Here is a 15,126-nt window from a genome sequence, read left to right on the forward strand (position 1 = left end):
GTTGATAGGTTCGAGGTGGAAGCATGGTGACATGTGGAGCTGACGAATACTAATAGATCGAGGACTTAACCATATAATATGTAGCAATGTTATCTAGTTTTGAAGGAATATGCCTTCATAGTTTGGTGATGATGGCAGAGAGGTCACACCCGTTCCCATACCGAACACGGAAGTTAAGCTCTCTAGCGCCGATGGTAGTTGGGACCTTGTCCCTGTGAGAGTAGGACGTCGCCAAGCAACTAAAAACACAAGTCTTTTGACTTGTGTTTTTTTTATTTCCCATGAAATAGGTTAGGTTCTGTTAGTAAAAATGATGAAATATAGTAAGGGATTTTTTGAGCAGAAATATTAAGAAATTGATAAATAAATGGATAATCTTCAGAGCCATAGCTTCCAAGTAAGTCATACCACCAATCTGTTTCATACCTAGAAATCATGCTTAAATTATAGAGCAATAAATAATGAACGAGGAGTTCAGGTAATACTGGCTTAGGATTTCTAGGATCAGTCGTAAGTGGTAAATAATAAGTATCAGTAAGCTGTTCATAGTATAAAGGAGTACTGTATATAGGATTCCATGACTGAACGGGCGCCGTAAAAAGTAAATTCGATTCATTAGTTTTCTCAGGTACGTATTGCATTGATAAATGCTTACAAGATGTTTCAATGTAACGAGAAAATCTCTCTTTAGTCATATGTAATCGATCTAGTAGGTTGACTGAAAAGGAGAGCTCATTTTTAATTGTTGAATCGATTTTATATAAAGTTGATCCTTTTTGACTATAGCGAAATAAATTTTGTAATTCTGGAATATTTCCCATTAGTTCTAACATGTTAAATTTTTCTGCTTCTAAGTGTTTCATGTGAAACAGTTGTTCTGCAACATGAGTAAACAATCCATTTTTTTGTATCTTGACCTCATCTTCTAAAAATTGATACCCTTGTTTTTTTCGTTTGCGAGTTGTAACGCCATGAGCTAAAACAGTAGTGGATTCAGGATAGTTAGGATCAATGGTTAGTAAGCATGCTTTAAAAAGTTGACTAATTCCATAAAATAACAACATTGGTTGAATGGAAAATGGAGCTGTCTTATATAATTCATAATAATTTTTCCCGTGTTCTAAGTAATAAATAAAGGGATAACAATTTTCAAAACTTTTTTTTTCGGCATCCTGAATAGAGGATTTTTCGTAACAACGGGCAAGATAACGTTGTACGTTTTGAGATGAAAAAAAGAAACTTAACTGCTGCCAAGTACAAGATGTTTGATGCATATATTACGCTCCTTTTATTGTCTAAAAATTCTAACATATATATACGTCCTTGACAGTATTTTAACCAATTGATAAGCTACTAATAATAATTTCTGGTATCATAGGGGGAACAATTATGTGGGAATCTAAATTTGTTAAAGAAGGTTTGACTTTTGATGATGTATTACTTGTACCAGCTAGGTCAGATATATTACCAAGAGAAGTAAGTGTTAAAACAGTTTTATCTGAAAGCTTACAGCTAAACATCCCGTTAATTAGTGCAGGAATGGATACAGTAACAGAGGCTGACATGGCTATTGCAATGGCTCGCCAAGGTGGTTTAGGAATTATTCATAAGAATATGTCTATTGAGCAACAAGCCGAGCAAGTTGATAAAGTAAAGCGCTCTGAAAGCGGCGTTATTTCAGATCCTTTCTTCTTAACTCCAGAACATCAAGTATATGATGCAGAACATCTTATGGGAAAATATCGTATCTCAGGTGTACCGGTTGTAAATAATTTAGATGAGCGAAAATTAGTTGGGATTATTACAAACCGTGATATGCGTTTCATCCAAGACTACTCAATCAAAATTTCTGACGTAATGACAAAAGAACAGTTAATTACAGCTCCAGTTGGTACTACACTGGAAGAAGCTGAAAAGATCCTACAAAAGTATAAAATTGAAAAACTCCCTCTTGTTGATAATAACGGTGTATTACAAGGGCTTATTACAATAAAAGATATTGAAAAAGTAATTGAATTCCCAAACTCTGCTAAGGATAAGCAAGGACGCTTATTAGTTGGAGCAGCAGTTGGTGTAACAGCTGATGCTATGCTTCGTATTGATGCATTAGTAAAAGCTAGTGTAGATGCAATTGTACTTGATACAGCTCATGGGCATTCTAAAGGTGTTATTGATAAGGTAAAAGAAGTTCGTGCTAAATATCCATCATTAAATATTATCGCTGGAAATGTTGCTACAGCTGAAGCAACGAAAGCATTAATTGAAGCTGGTGCAAACGTAGTTAAAGTTGGTATTGGACCAGGTTCTATTTGTACAACACGCGTTGTAGCTGGTGTTGGTGTACCACAATTAACAGCAGTTTATGATTGTGCAACGGAAGCTCGTAAACACGGTATTCCAGTTATCGCTGATGGCGGTGTTAAGTACTCTGGTGATATGGTTAAAGCTTTAGCAGCAGGAGCACATGTTGTTATGCTAGGTAGTATGTTTGCTGGTGTTGCCGAAAGCCCTGGAGAAACTGAAATTTACCAAGGTCGTCAATTTAAAGTGTATCGTGGTATGGGTTCTGTCGGTGCGATGGAAAAAGGAAGTAAAGATCGTTACTTCCAAGAAGGAAATAAAAAACTTGTCCCAGAAGGTATTGAAGGACGAGTACCATATAAAGGACCTTTAGCGGATACAGTTCACCAATTAGTTGGTGGCTTACGTGCAGGTATGGGATATTGCGGAGCACAGGATTTAGAATTCTTACGCGAAAATGCACAATTCATTCGTATGTCAGGTGCGGGCTTACGTGAAAGTCATCCTCATCACGTACAAATTACAAAAGAGGCTCCAAACTACTCATTATAATGTCTTATATACAAATAGACAGAGATTTGATATCTCTGTCTATTTTTTTTTGATTATGTTAGAATAACGGTTATGTGAGTACATAGATATTGGGGGTAGCAAAAGTGAAAGGTATGTTTTGCAAAAGATTCATTGCTTTGGTAACAGTGCTTACACTAGCTTGTAGCATTTTTATGCCATATAGCAATGCATCAGCTGAAACAGGAGCCGCTTTAAACATTGAAGCAGGTGCGGCAATTTTAGTAGAAGCGAATTCTGGAAAAATTTTATATCAAAAGAATGCAGAGGAATTATTATCCATCGCTAGTATGACAAAGATGATGAGTGAATATTTAGTTCACGAAGCAGTGGATAAAGGAAAACTTAAGTGGGACCAGAAAATTAAGGTTTCTGAATATGCATATAAGGTTTCACAAGATGCTTCATTATCAAATGTTGCATTAGAAAATGGTGGCTCTTATACAGTAAAAGAGTTATATGAGGCAATGGCAATCTTTTCTGCAAATGGTGCAACGATTGCATTAGCAGAAGCAATTGCAGGTAAAGAAGTAGATTTCGTAAAAATGATGAATGATAAATCGAAAGAACTAGGATTGAAAAATTATAAATTTGTCAATTCTACAGGTTTAACGAATAAAGATTTAAAGGGAATGCATCCTGAAGGAACAACAGCGGATGAAGAAAATAAAATGTCTGCAAAGGATGTTGCAACTTTAGCACAACATTTAATTAAAGATTATCCAAAAGTATTAGATACAGCAAAAATTCCTAAAAAAGAATTCCGTCCAGAAAAAGAGAAGTTTGCAATGTCAAACTGGAACTGGATGTTAAAGGGCTTAGTTAAAGAATATGATGGCGTAGATGGTCTGAAAACAGGCTCAACTCCAGAAGCAGGAGATTGCTTCACTGGTACGGTTGAAAGAAACGGTATGCGTTTTATTTCTGTAGTTATTAAAACAAGTTCTCATACAGCACGTTTTGATGAAACAAAGAAGCTATATGATTATGGATTTGCTAACTTTGAAGTGAAACAAATGTATAAAAAAGGTTCTTCAGTAAAAGGACAAGAAACAGTACGAGTAGAAAATGCGAAAGATAAAGATGTAGCAGTTCAAACGAAACAAGCTATTTCACTTCCAGTGCCAAAAGGAAGTAAAGATGTTTATAAAACAGAATTAAAAGAATCAAGTAAGGGACAAGAAGCACCTATTAAAAAGGGAGCTGCGCTTGGTCAAATGGTAATTACGCCAAAAGATACAAACGACCCTGGATTTTTAACTGGTAAGTCGTTGCAAGTGGATCTTGTAACAACATCTGAAGTAGAAGAAGCAAACTGGTTTACTCGTGCTATGCGCGGAATTGGTTCATTCTTTAGTGGTATGTGGAATAGTGCTGTTGATACAGTAAAAGGTTGGTTTTAGAAGCTCCTCATGGTAGGGGCTTTTTTTTATTCCTATTTTTCATACCGACTTTATGAAAAAGTAGTAGACAAGCATCTGATAGTTAGTGGTAGAATGTAAGAGTATTCTTAATTTTCGCCTTTAACGGGGGAAAGCAATTCACCTAGGGGGGTTTTTGTACATGACAAATGTAACAGGGACAGAGCGTGTAAAACGTGGAATGGCAGAAATGCAAAAAGGCGGCGTTATTATGGACGTAATTAACGCTGAACAAGCAAAAATTGCAGAAGAGGCAGGCGCAGTTGCCGTTATGGCATTAGAGCGTGTACCAGCAGACATTCGTGCAGCAGGTGGCGTTTCTCGTATGGCAGACCCAACAATCGTTGAAGAAGTTATGGGTGCAGTGTCAATTCCGGTTATGGCAAAATGCCGTATCGGTCACCTTGTAGAAGCACGTGTATTAGAATCATTAGGGGTAGACTATATCGATGAGAGTGAAGTATTAACTCCTGCTGATGAAGTATACCATTTAAATAAACGTGATTACACAGTTCCATTTGTATGTGGTTGCCGTGATATCGGAGAAGCTGCACGTCGTATTGCAGAAGGTGCATCTATGCTTCGTACAAAAGGTGAACCAGGAACAGGAAACATTGTAGAGGCAGTGCGTCATATGCGCCAAGTCAATGCAGAAATCCGTCAAGTTGCGAGTCTACGTGAAGATGAGTTAATGACATATGCAAAAAATACTGGTGCTCCTTACGAAGTATTACTTGAAATTAAACGTCTTGGTCGCTTACCAGTTGTAAACTTTGCGGCAGGTGGTATAGCAACGCCAGCAGATGCTGCATTAATGATGCAACTTGGTGCTGATGGGGTATTTGTTGGATCTGGTATCTTCAAATCAGAAAACCCAGAGAGATTTGCACGTGCAATCGTTGAAGCAACGACTCATTATGAAGATTATGAACTAATTGCAAGCCTTTCTAAAGGGTTAGGTAATGCAATGAAGGGTATCGAAATTTCAACGTTATTACCAGAACAACGCATGCAAGAGCGTGGATGGTAATTAAAGGAGAACTTTAAAATGGTGAAAATCGGTGTACTAGGTCTTCAAGGTGCAGTTCGTGAGCATATAAAATCAGTTGAAGCAAGTGATGCAGAAGCTGTTGTTGTAAAGCGTATAGAGCAACTTGAAGAGATTGATGGTCTTATTTTACCAGGCGGTGAAAGTACAACAATGCGCCGTCTTATTGATAAGTATGCTTTCATGGAACCACTTCGCACATTTGCAAAGTCTGGTAAACCAATGTTTGGTACATGTGCAGGGATGATTCTTCTTGCGAAAACACTTATTGGCTATGAAGAAGCACATATTGGTGCTATGGATATTACAGTTGAGCGCAATGCGTTCGGGCGCCAAAAGGATAGTTTTGAAGCTGCGCTTTCAATTGAAGGCGTGGGTGAAGACTTCGTTGGTGTATTTATCCGTGCGCCGTATGTTGTAGAGGTAGCTGATAATGTTGAAGTGCTTTCTAAGCATGGTGACCGAATGGTAGCGGTAAGGCAAGATCAGTTTTTAGCTGCTTCATTCCATCCGGAATTAACAGATGATCATCGTGTAACAGCATACTTTGTTGAAATGGTAAAAGAAGCGAAAATGAAAAAAGTTGTATAAGTAACTTGCAACTTGTATAAGATTATAGTAAATTGATGGTAACAATTTTATAAAATAAGCGTGTTGATAGGAAATAGTAACAAATGTTGTTTCTTATAGAGAGTCGATGGTTGGTGGAAATCGATAGAAACAGTTTGTGAATCCATCCTGGAATGGAATGTGGAACATCTTTTGGATTAGTAAGCATTCCCGGTGAAGAGCCGTTATTTCTACTTGAGAGGAAAGCGGTAATGCTTTCAACTAGGGTGGCAACGCGGGTTAACTCCCGTCCCTTTATATAGGGACGGGAGTTTTTTGTGTTTTATAAAATAAAAGGAGGAGTATATAATGCTTGATATTAAATTTTTACGTACAAACTTTGAAGAAGTAAAAGCGAAATTACAGCATAGAGGTGAAGATCTAACTGATTTCGGACGTTTTGAAGAACTGGATACGAGAAGAAGAGAACTACTTGTTCAGACAGAAGAATTAAAAAGTAAACGTAATGAAGTATCTCAACAAATCTCTGTATTAAAGCGCGAAAAGAAAGATGCAGAAGCTCTAATTTTAGAAATGCGTGAGGTTGGAGAAAAAGTAAAGGATTTTGATAACGAACTTCGCACAGTTGAAGAAGACTTAGAAAGATTAATGTTATCTATTCCAAATATCCCTCATGAGTCTGCTCCAGTCGGTGAAACAGAGGATGATAATGTAGTAGCGCGTACTTGGGGAGACGTGAAAGAATTTACTTTTGAACCAAAGCCACATTGGGATCTTGCTACTGATTTAGGAATTTTAGATTTTGAACGCGCTGGGAAAGTAACAGGAAGCCGCTTCGTATTTTACAAAGGTGCTGGTGCAAGATTAGAGCGTGCTTTAATTAGCTTTATGCTGGATCTTCATACTGATGAGCATGGATATGAAGAAGTATTACCTCCATATATGGTAAACCGTGCAAGTATGACAGGAACAGGACAACTTCCAAAGTTTGAAGAAGATGCATTCCGTATTGAAAGTGAAGACTATTTCTTAATTCCAACGGCTGAAGTACCTGTAACGAATATGCATCGTGATGAGATTTTAAATAAAGAGCAATTGCCTATAAGATATGCTGCATTTAGTTCTTGCTTCCGTTCTGAAGCAGGTTCAGCTGGTCGCGATACACGCGGTTTAATTCGCCAGCATCAGTTCAATAAAGTAGAGCTTGTAAAGTTCGTAAAACCAGAAGATTCTTATGAAGAGTTAGAAAAATTAACAAATGATGCAGAACGCGTGTTACAATTATTAGAGTTGCCATATCGCGTTATGAGCATGTGCACAGGCGATTTAGGATTTACAGCAGCGAAGAAATACGATATTGAAGTATGGATTCCAAGCTATGGCACATATCGTGAAATTTCTTCTTGTAGTAACTTTGAAGCTTTCCAAGCGAGACGTGCAAATATCCGTTTCCGCCGTGAGCCAAACGGAAAACCAGAACATGTCCATACATTAAATGGATCTGGTCTTGCAATTGGACGTACGGTTGCAGCTATTTTAGAGAACTACCAACAAGAAGATGGTACAATTATAATTCCAGAAGTTCTTCGCCCTTATATGGGAGGAAAAACAGTTATTAAGTAAATTTAAACATTCATCGGTATGAGTGATTGGTAATTATGAACGTTGTCAGTACTGTAATGTAGGAGAGGGGAAGTAAAATTTTCCTTTCCTCATAATTTATTTTAGTAGGGTTGACTAACTGTTTTTCTTTTGATATTATATTTGATGTCAATATGGAGGTATACCCAAGTCCGGCTGAAGGGATCGGTCTTGAAAACCGACAGGCGGCGAGAGTCGCGCGGGGGTTCGAATCCCTCTACCTCCTCCAGATATAATTGACAACAGCGCATATAAGTGGAGATTGGAGAACTCGTTACCAACACGTAACGAGTTTTTATTTTAAAACCAATCATAAAGTATGGTGTAAGGCAATTTTGTCCTTATTACACACTCATATTCCGATGATTATCTTCATAGATATGAAAGGAGTCAACATGGATCTTATTATACAAACGTTTCCTTTAGATGGAAAAACTTTATATTATGTACAATGTCCTGTCTGTAAGAACAATAGAATTTTAAACAGTGGTGCAAATGTGTCACGCATTATAAGCGATGATACATTCCGTAAACTTTGTGGTTGCACTTGTGATGTAAAGCAAGCTGAGAAAAAAGTAGAGGCGCCAAAAAAGGTTGAAAAACCAGCTGTAAAGAAAGAGGCAGCTCCAAAACGTACAGGTAAAGTATTAACGGCAGTGATTAACGGGAAAGAAATGACTGTTAAAGAGATTGCTGAAGCATACGATATTAGTACAAGTACTGTTCGTCAGCGTATTAACGCAGGAAAACCTGAGAGTGAAATTATTGCTCCAACAAAGAAGAAGTAATTTAATAGGAAAACCCGTGCATATGCACGGGTTTTTTATTTTACAAGTTTACGTGTTTGTTTTAAAAAATGGCCAATTTTTTTAATGATTGGCTCGATTGAATCACCATCTTTTAAAATATCGTATTCATTAATATTTAAGCGTAATACAGGGCATGAATTAAAGTTGTTAATCCAGTTTTCATAACGTCCATGCATTTCTTTCCAGTACTCAATTGGTGTTTGCTGTTCCATTGGGCGTCCACGTTCTTGAATGCGATCGACAATATCATCGAAAGAACCTTCTAAGTAAATTAATAAGTCTGGATGAGGGAAGTAAGGAGTCATGACCATAGCGTCAAATAAACCTTTGTATGTTTCATAATCAGTTTCCGTCATCGTACCTTTTTCATGATGCATCTTTGCAAAAATTCCAGTGTCTTCGTAAATGGAACGATCTTGAACAAAACCGCCACCGTACTCAAAAATTCTTTTTTGTTCCTTAAATCGTTCTGCTAAAAAGTACACTTGTAGGTGGAAGCTCCAGCGAGTGAAATCCGCATAGAACTTGTCCAAATATGGATTGGAATCTACTTTTTCAAATGATGTGCGATAACCTAAAGCATTAGCTAATGCAGTTGTCATAGTTGATTTACCCACACCTACCGTTCCGGCAATAGTGATTACTGCATCATTGGGTATATCATATTTTTGCCTTAAATTCATTATTATTTCGACTCCTTTAAGAGAGTATTTTGAAGGGCAGATAGGATGACGTTTAAATCATCAGGATTTTTTACAAAATCCATATCGTCTCCATTAAATTTCAATACTGGTATCTCTGGATGATCTTTTTTAAAAGCATCCATTGCTGTTTCGTAATCTTTTGTGAGCTGTAGTAAGTAATTTGGATCCATGTTTTTTTCAAATTCTCTTCCGCGCAAGGCGATTCGTTTTTGCAATGTTTCTAGGCTAGCTGTTAAATATACAATGACGTTTGGCACAGGCATATCTTGTGTAAGGATACGATAAATTTGCATGTACTTGTCATATTGAGAGTCTTTTAATGTGCGGGATGCAAAAATTAAATTTTTAAAGATATGGTAATCCGCTACTACTGGTTTCCTTTGATTCAAATACTTTATGTTAATATCTTCTAACTGTTTATATCTATTACAAAGAAAGAACATCTCTGTTTGAAAACTCCATTCGTCGATGTCTTCATAGAACTTTCCTAAAAAGGGATTTTCATCAACAATCTCTTTTAGTAAGTGGAGTTGCATGTGAGTTGAAATTTCCTTCGCAAGTGAAGTTTTTCCAACACCAATTGGTCCTTCAACCGTAATAAATGGTACTCCGGTCACGCTGTTTCCTCCTTTCAATCAGTGATTTACCGTGACTACTAAAAACACAAAACAGAATTATTGTAGCACAAGAGGGAAGCGAGCGGGTTAATTTGATATAAAAAGTTAAAAAATAGATATATGTATTAATTAAATTTTATTTTGGATGACGATGTTATAGTTGCTTTCAATGTAGTTTCCATTATTTTTAAAGCATGTATATTATCTTGGTCGTTGTTAGAGGCGATACAATCCTGTGGTACATACAATGTATAATTTCTCATATGAGCATCATTAGCTGTAAATAGGATACATATATTCCCGGCAACTCCTGTTAATATTAGATTTTCTATTTTTAAATAACCTAATAATGAATTTAAAGGTGTTTCATAAAAAGCAGAATAATGTGGTTTAATAAAAATATAATCATCAGAACTTGGAGCAATCTTATGGATTATATTTTCGCTATATTTATTTGTGCAATGAGTAATAAGTTGGTCGATATCAGATCTCCAAAGTTGATAATGGTCATTAACGTAAATTATAGGATAGCCGAAGGATTTCATTTTTTTCTTTAATTGTAAAATAGGGTTTGTTATAGTTTCGCATTTTTGAGCTAGAATGGGTCCGTGGGAAAATTGAAAATCATTAATCATATCGATAATGAGCAAGGCGGTATTTTTCATATGTAATCCCTCTCTTTTTCTTTTAGGGTGGATTGAATTTGTAAAAGTTATCCCCTGTGTAGTAAATGGAAATAAGTGTACTTTATTTGTAATGAAAGGACTATGTTATGGAACAAGATCAAGATATTTATTTTATGCAATTAGCGATAGCTGAAGCTAAAAAGGCGGAGGGAATACAGGAAGTACCAATTGGAGCAGTTATAGTGTTAGATGGTGAGGTAATTAGTGTTGCTCATAATTTAAGAGAAACTGAGCAAAGATCAATAGCTCATGCTGAGTTGCTAGCGATAGATGAGGCGTGTAAAAAATTAGGGACATGGCGCTTAGAAGATGCAACATTGTATGTAACATTAGAACCTTGTCCAATGTGTGCGGGTGGAATTGTTTTATCACGAGTGAAGCGAGTTGTATATGGTGCAAGTGATCCGAAGGGTGGATGTGCAGGGACATTGATGAATCTTTTAACGGATGAACGTTTCAATCATCAATGTGAAGTAGTAACTGGTGTACTGGAGGAAGAATGCGGTACGTTGTTAACAAACTTTTTTAGAGAGCTTCGTAAAAAAAGAAAAGCGATGAAAAAATTAGAGAAAAACAAGGGGAACTAACGTATTTGCATTTTATAAAGAAACAAGTTATACTGATAATGCCTTTAATGAAGGCAACCGAATATTGGTTTTAACTTTGCCGTGCTAAGCGGGGAGGTAGCGGTGCCCTATACTCGCAATCCGCTCTAGCGAGGCCGAATCCCCTCTCGAGGTTATGTTGCTGTAAGGTCTGCCTTAAGTAAGTGGTGTTGACGTTTGGGTCCTGCGCAACGGGACCCCGTGAACCTTGTCAGGTCCGGAAGGAAGCAGCAATAAGCGGGTCTTCTCGTGTGCCGCAGGAGTGCCTGAACCGAGCTAACTGCTTGAGTAACGCTTATGGTACGTAATCGACGGAGGGTGCACGGCAGTTATATATGTATACAAAACTCACCTTAATACAAAGGTGAGTTTTTTGTATAGAAAATAACTTTTGGAATCTATAAACAGAATGGGTTATAATAAATGAGATAATAACCTTTGAGGGAGGCCGTATTTTCGTGTCATACCAAGCGTTATACCGAACATGGAGACCGCAAAAGTTCGAAGATGTAGTCGGTCAAAAGCACGTGACAAAAACGTTGCAAAATGCCCTTCTTCAAGAGAAAGTTTCACATGCTTATTTATTTTCTGGTCCGAGGGGAACAGGAAAAACGACAATTGCAAAAGTATTTGCAAAAGCAATTAACTGTGAACATGCTCCGGTAGCTGAACCTTGTAATGAATGTCCTTCTTGTCTAGGAATTACACAAGGATCCATTTCAGATGTATTAGAAATTGATGCGGCTTCAAATAACGGTGTAGATGAAATTCGAGATATTAGAGATAAAGTAAAATATGCTCCAAGTGCTGTAGAATATAAAGTATACATTATTGATGAAGTTCACATGCTTTCTATGGGTGCATTCAATGCGCTTTTAAAAACCTTAGAAGAGCCGCCAGGACATGTTATCTTTATTTTGGCGACAACAGAACCTCATAAGATCCCGCCTACAATTATTTCACGTTGTCAGCGTTTTGAATTCCGAAAAATATCAGTGAATGATATTGTTGAGAGATTATCAACGGTCGTGATAAATGAAGGTACGCAAGTGGAAGATGAAGCATTACAAATTGTTGCACGTGCTGCTGAAGGTGGTATGCGTGACGCGCTTAGTCTTATTGATCAGGCTATATCTTATAGTGATGAGATTGTTACGACAGAAGATGTATTGGCCGTAACAGGATCTGTTTCTCAGCAATACTTAGGCAATTTAGTAGAATGCATACGTGAAAATGATGTATCAAGAGCATTGCAAATCATAGATGAAATGATGAGTAAAGGGAAAGATCCAGTTCGTTTTATGGAGGATTTCATTTACTATTATCGTGATATGCTTTTATATCAAACTTCACCGCAACTAGAACATATGTTGGAACGAGTAATTGTAGATGATCAATTCCGTAAGTTGAGTGAAGAAATGCAACCGGAAGTGATCTATGAGATTATTCATACCCTTAGTAAAGGACAACAGGAAATGAAGTGGACAAATCATCCGCGTATTTTCTTAGAAGTTGTTATGGTGCAATTGTGTCAACAGTTTATGATGCAAGCAAATGGTACAGATCGTTTGCAAGCAATTATGAACAGGATGCAGCAACTGGAGAAAGAGTTAGAGCAAGTCAAAAAGAACGGTGTGCCAGCTGGTGTACAACAGGAAGTAAGAGAGACACGTGCAACACCAAAACCGGTACGAACAGGAAGTATGAAGATTCCTGTCGGACGTGTAAATGAAGTATTAAAACAAGCGAAGCGTCAAGATTTAGAACAATTAAAAGCTGTATGGGGTGAGTTGTTAGGAAGACTCAAATCATATAACAAAGTAGCATTTGCTGTTTTATTAGAAAATAGCGAACCAGTGGCAGCTTCAGATGACACTTACGTTTTGGCATTTCAATATGAGATTCACTGTAAGATGGCGAGCGAAAATCGAGAAGCTATGGATACAGTAGAACAAGCTTTATTTGAATTGCTAAGTAAAAGGTTAAATATGATTGCCATTCCAAAAAGTGAATGGGGTAAAATCCGTGAAGACTTTTTACAACGTGAAGGTGGAGAGTCTGAAGAAAGCCAGGAGAAAAAGGAAGACCCTCTTATAGAAGAGGCAGTGAAATTAGTAGGACAAGAACTCATTGAAATAAAAGAATAATAATAATTAGGAGGAATTAATTATGATGCGTGGCGGAATGGGAAATATGAATAATATGATGAAACAAATGCAAAAGATGCAAAAGGACATGGCGAAAGCGCAAGAAGAGCTTGGTGAAAAAACAGTTGAAGGTACAGCTGGTGGCGGGATGATTACAGTTATTGCAAATGGTCACAAGCAAATTCTTGAAGTGAAGATTAAAGAAGAAGTTGTAGATCCAGAAGATATCGAAATGTTACAAGACTTAGTGTTAGCTGCAACAAATGATGCACTTAAAAAGGCTGATGAGCTTTCAAACTCTACAATGGGTAAATTTACAAAAGGCTTAAACTTACCAGGTGGAATGTTCTAGGAGGATATTGATATATGCATTATCCAGAACCAATATCAAAACTAATCGATAGTTTTATGAAGTTGCCAGGTATCGGACCGAAAACAGCGGTTCGATTGGCATTTTTCGTATTAGATATGAAAGAAGATGATGTGTTAGGTTTCGCGAAAGCACTTGTAAATGCGAAGCGAGATTTAGCGTATTGTTCTGTATGCGGACATATTACTGATCGTGATCCTTGTTATATTTGTAATGATTCGCATCGAGATCAATCAGTTATTTGTGTCGTACAAGAACCGAAAGATGTAATCGCGATGGAAAAAATGAAAGAGTATCAAGGTGTATATCATGTGTTACGTGGTGCGATTTCTCCTATGGAGGGAATTGGACCGGAAGACATTAATATCCCGCAACTCTTAAAGCGACTACATGATGAAACGGTACAAGAAGTGATATTAGCAACAAACCCTAATATTGAAGGGGAAGCTACAGCGATGTATATCTCCCGCCTCTTAAAGCCTACAGGCATTAAAGTAACTCGTATTGCACATGGTCTGCCAGTTGGTGGAGATTTAGAATATGCAGATGAAGTGACACTATCGAAAGCGTTAGAAGGTCGCAGAGAAGTATAAGAGGAGAAACAAAAATGTTCTTTCAAAAAAAGGGTAAATTGCGTAAAGAGTATGACGATAAGTTGATTGTACTTTTGGAAAAAGTGAAGAATGAGTGGTTACGTCAGAAGAGGATGGTCGAACAAAGTGTAGAACCATCTCAAGATGTCATTTGTTCTTTGAAAATAGCAGAGGCGAAATATTTCTTCTTGTTGAAAGAAGCAAAGCGTCGTCCTGTAAAAATGGAACAATGGTAAAGGGTTCTGCTTTCTAAGCAGGCCTTTTTATTTTATTTGTTAAATGCTGAGGTGTTGTTTTATCAAGCATTAATGGGTAGTAAGACCCCCACCTCAAAATTCAGCGGAAGCAAAGAAGTTAGGCGGGGGATCAACTGCCCGTAAAAGCCCGATTGGTTCAACTAATAATCAGTGGGGATGAACACCCCCACTGATTAAAGTTTCACTTTATTTGGTTTATATGAAAGGGATGCCACTTATGATAACTGTTCTTTTTTATTGTCTTGTCCCATACAAATAGATGTATAGGTCATTTATAAGGAGGAAAAAATGAATTCTACAATTATTATTGTTGGCATTCTTACTTTAGTGTTTATTTTTCTTGTTTTTGGTGTTGCCTCTAAGCCATTACGTTTTATAGGTAAGGTGATTTTTCATGTTACTTTAGGAATAGCATTGCTTTTTATCGTAAATGTTGTAGGGACATATTTTGATTTTCATATCCCGATTAACATGGGGACAGCAGCAATAACGAGTTTATTAGGCCTACCGGGTGTGGTAGCATTAGTGATTATTAAGCTTTATATCATGCCAAGATAAAATTATTTTGGCATTTTTTTAAAAAGTGTTGACTATTAAATGATTAATATGGTAAATTAATAAGCGTCGTCAGGAACGAAAGAAAAAAGTTGTTGACAGATTTAACGATAAATGTTAAATTATAAAAGTCGCTGAAACGCGATATTGAACTTTGAAAACTAAACGAAACAAACAACGTGAAACGTCAATTTTTATTTTTAGATGCTAGACAAACTAACTTTATTGGAGA

At 37.0% G+C, this 15,126-nt stretch carries 16 protein-coding genes, 1 tRNA gene, 1 rRNA gene, 1 other RNA gene and 1 other annotated feature; of the genes, 15 read left to right on the plus strand and 4 right to left on the minus strand.

All coding sequences use genetic code 11. The annotated features are described in order from the left end of the window. Positions 1-121: 121 nt before the first annotated feature. Positions 122-237 (plus strand): 5S ribosomal RNA (rrf, locus tag MR170_RS27025). A gap of 35 nt (positions 238-272) precedes the next feature. On the opposite strand, the gene MR170_RS27030 is transcribed toward rrf, so the two are convergent. Continuing rightward, entirely contained in the window at positions 273-1,274 is a 1,002-nt protein-coding gene (locus MR170_RS27030; protein WP_043938872.1) for a YaaC family protein, read from the minus strand. A gap of 115 nt (positions 1,275-1,389) precedes the next feature. Between MR170_RS27030 and guaB the strand changes: the two genes are divergently transcribed. The 7 genes from guaB (at position 1,390) to MR170_RS27065 (ending at position 8,339) form a co-directional block, all read left to right on the plus strand. Continuing rightward, entirely contained in the window at positions 1,390-2,853 is a 1,464-nt protein-coding gene (gene guaB / locus MR170_RS27035; protein ID WP_000264089.1) for an IMP dehydrogenase, read from the plus strand. Between the two features lie 113 nt (positions 2,854-2,966). After that, positions 2,967-4,274, plus strand: a complete 1,308-nt coding sequence (dacA, locus tag MR170_RS27040) for a D-alanyl-D-alanine carboxypeptidase DacA (RefSeq protein WP_140163616.1) — start codon at positions 2,967-2,969, stop codon at positions 4,272-4,274. A 160-nt stretch (positions 4,275-4,434) separates the two neighbouring features. Next, a complete protein-coding gene (pdxS, locus tag MR170_RS27045; protein WP_000186154.1) occupies positions 4,435-5,322 on the plus strand; it encodes a pyridoxal 5'-phosphate synthase lyase subunit PdxS in 888 nt (295 codons plus the stop codon). An 18-nt stretch (positions 5,323-5,340) separates the two neighbouring features. Continuing rightward, positions 5,341-5,931, plus strand: coding sequence for a pyridoxal 5'-phosphate synthase glutaminase subunit PdxT (pdxT, locus tag MR170_RS27050; protein WP_242310083.1), 591 nt, complete (start codon positions 5,341-5,343; stop codon positions 5,929-5,931). Between the two features lie 54 nt (positions 5,932-5,985). Continuing rightward, positions 5,986-6,207, plus strand: a binding site (T-box leader). A 51-nt stretch (positions 6,208-6,258) separates the two neighbouring features. Then, a complete protein-coding gene (serS, locus tag MR170_RS27055; protein ID WP_016079533.1) occupies positions 6,259-7,533 on the plus strand; it encodes a serine--tRNA ligase in 1,275 nt (424 codons plus the stop codon). 154 nt (positions 7,534-7,687) lie between these two features. Beyond that, positions 7,688-7,780, plus strand: a tRNA-Ser gene (locus MR170_RS27060). Positions 7,781-7,946: 166 nt separating this feature from the next. Further along, entirely contained in the window at positions 7,947-8,339 is a 393-nt protein-coding gene (locus tag MR170_RS27065) for a sigma factor-like helix-turn-helix DNA-binding protein (protein WP_043938868.1), read from the plus strand. A 35-nt stretch (positions 8,340-8,374) separates the two neighbouring features. Here MR170_RS27065 and MR170_RS27070 read toward each other — a convergent pair whose 3' ends face one another. The 3 genes from MR170_RS27070 to MR170_RS27080 all read right to left on the minus strand — a co-directional run bounded on the left by MR170_RS27070 (position 8,375) and on the right by MR170_RS27080 (position 10,346). Then, a complete protein-coding gene (locus tag MR170_RS27070) occupies positions 8,375-9,043 on the minus strand; it encodes a deoxynucleoside kinase (protein ID WP_001053585.1) in 669 nt (222 codons plus the stop codon). A gap of 2 nt (positions 9,044-9,045) precedes the next feature. After that, a complete protein-coding gene (locus MR170_RS27075; RefSeq protein WP_043938866.1) occupies positions 9,046-9,681 on the minus strand; it encodes a deoxynucleoside kinase in 636 nt (211 codons plus the stop codon). 125 nt (positions 9,682-9,806) lie between these two features. Beyond that, positions 9,807-10,346 (minus strand): cysteine hydrolase family protein, encoded by a 540-nt coding sequence (locus MR170_RS27080; RefSeq protein WP_043938865.1) that lies wholly within the window; start codon positions 10,344-10,346, stop codon positions 9,807-9,809. Between the two features lie 107 nt (positions 10,347-10,453). On the opposite strand from MR170_RS27080, the gene tadA reads away from it, so the two are divergent. From tadA to MR170_RS27115, 7 genes are all read left to right on the plus strand, one after another. Beyond that, the gene (gene tadA / locus MR170_RS27085) at positions 10,454-10,954 is read left to right on the plus strand and encodes a tRNA adenosine(34) deaminase TadA (RefSeq protein WP_242310085.1); all 501 of its coding nucleotides are present in this window, start codon (positions 10,454-10,456) and stop codon (positions 10,952-10,954) included. Between the two features lie 79 nt (positions 10,955-11,033). After that, positions 11,034-11,298: signal recognition particle sRNA large type (ffs, locus tag MR170_RS27090), an RNA gene on the plus strand. 132 nt (positions 11,299-11,430) lie between these two features. Beyond that, positions 11,431-13,119, plus strand: a complete 1,689-nt coding sequence (dnaX, locus tag MR170_RS27095; protein ID WP_242310088.1) for a DNA polymerase III subunit gamma/tau — start codon at positions 11,431-11,433, stop codon at positions 13,117-13,119. Positions 13,120-13,144: 25 nt separating this feature from the next. After that, complete coding sequence (locus MR170_RS27100; RefSeq protein WP_014894853.1) at positions 13,145-13,471, plus strand: YbaB/EbfC family nucleoid-associated protein; 327 nt, start codon at positions 13,145-13,147, stop codon at positions 13,469-13,471. A 14-nt stretch (positions 13,472-13,485) separates the two neighbouring features. Next, on the plus strand, positions 13,486-14,082 hold the full coding sequence (recR, locus tag MR170_RS27105; RefSeq protein WP_043938863.1) for a recombination protein RecR: 597 nt from the start codon (positions 13,486-13,488) through the stop codon (positions 14,080-14,082). A gap of 14 nt (positions 14,083-14,096) precedes the next feature. Further along, on the plus strand, positions 14,097-14,318 hold the full coding sequence (locus MR170_RS27110) for a YaaL family protein (protein ID WP_000466019.1): 222 nt from the start codon (positions 14,097-14,099) through the stop codon (positions 14,316-14,318). Between the two features lie 309 nt (positions 14,319-14,627). Next, positions 14,628-14,897 (plus strand): pro-sigmaK processing inhibitor BofA family protein, encoded by a 270-nt coding sequence (locus MR170_RS27115; protein WP_001089274.1) that lies wholly within the window; start codon positions 14,628-14,630, stop codon positions 14,895-14,897. The last annotated feature ends 229 nt before the right edge of the window (positions 14,898-15,126 follow it).

It is taken from the genome of Bacillus cereus group sp. BfR-BA-01524 (assembly GCF_022662595.1).
In the GTDB taxonomy this organism is placed as follows: Bacteria; Bacillota; Bacilli; order Bacillales; family Bacillaceae_G; genus Bacillus_A; species Bacillus_A thuringiensis_S.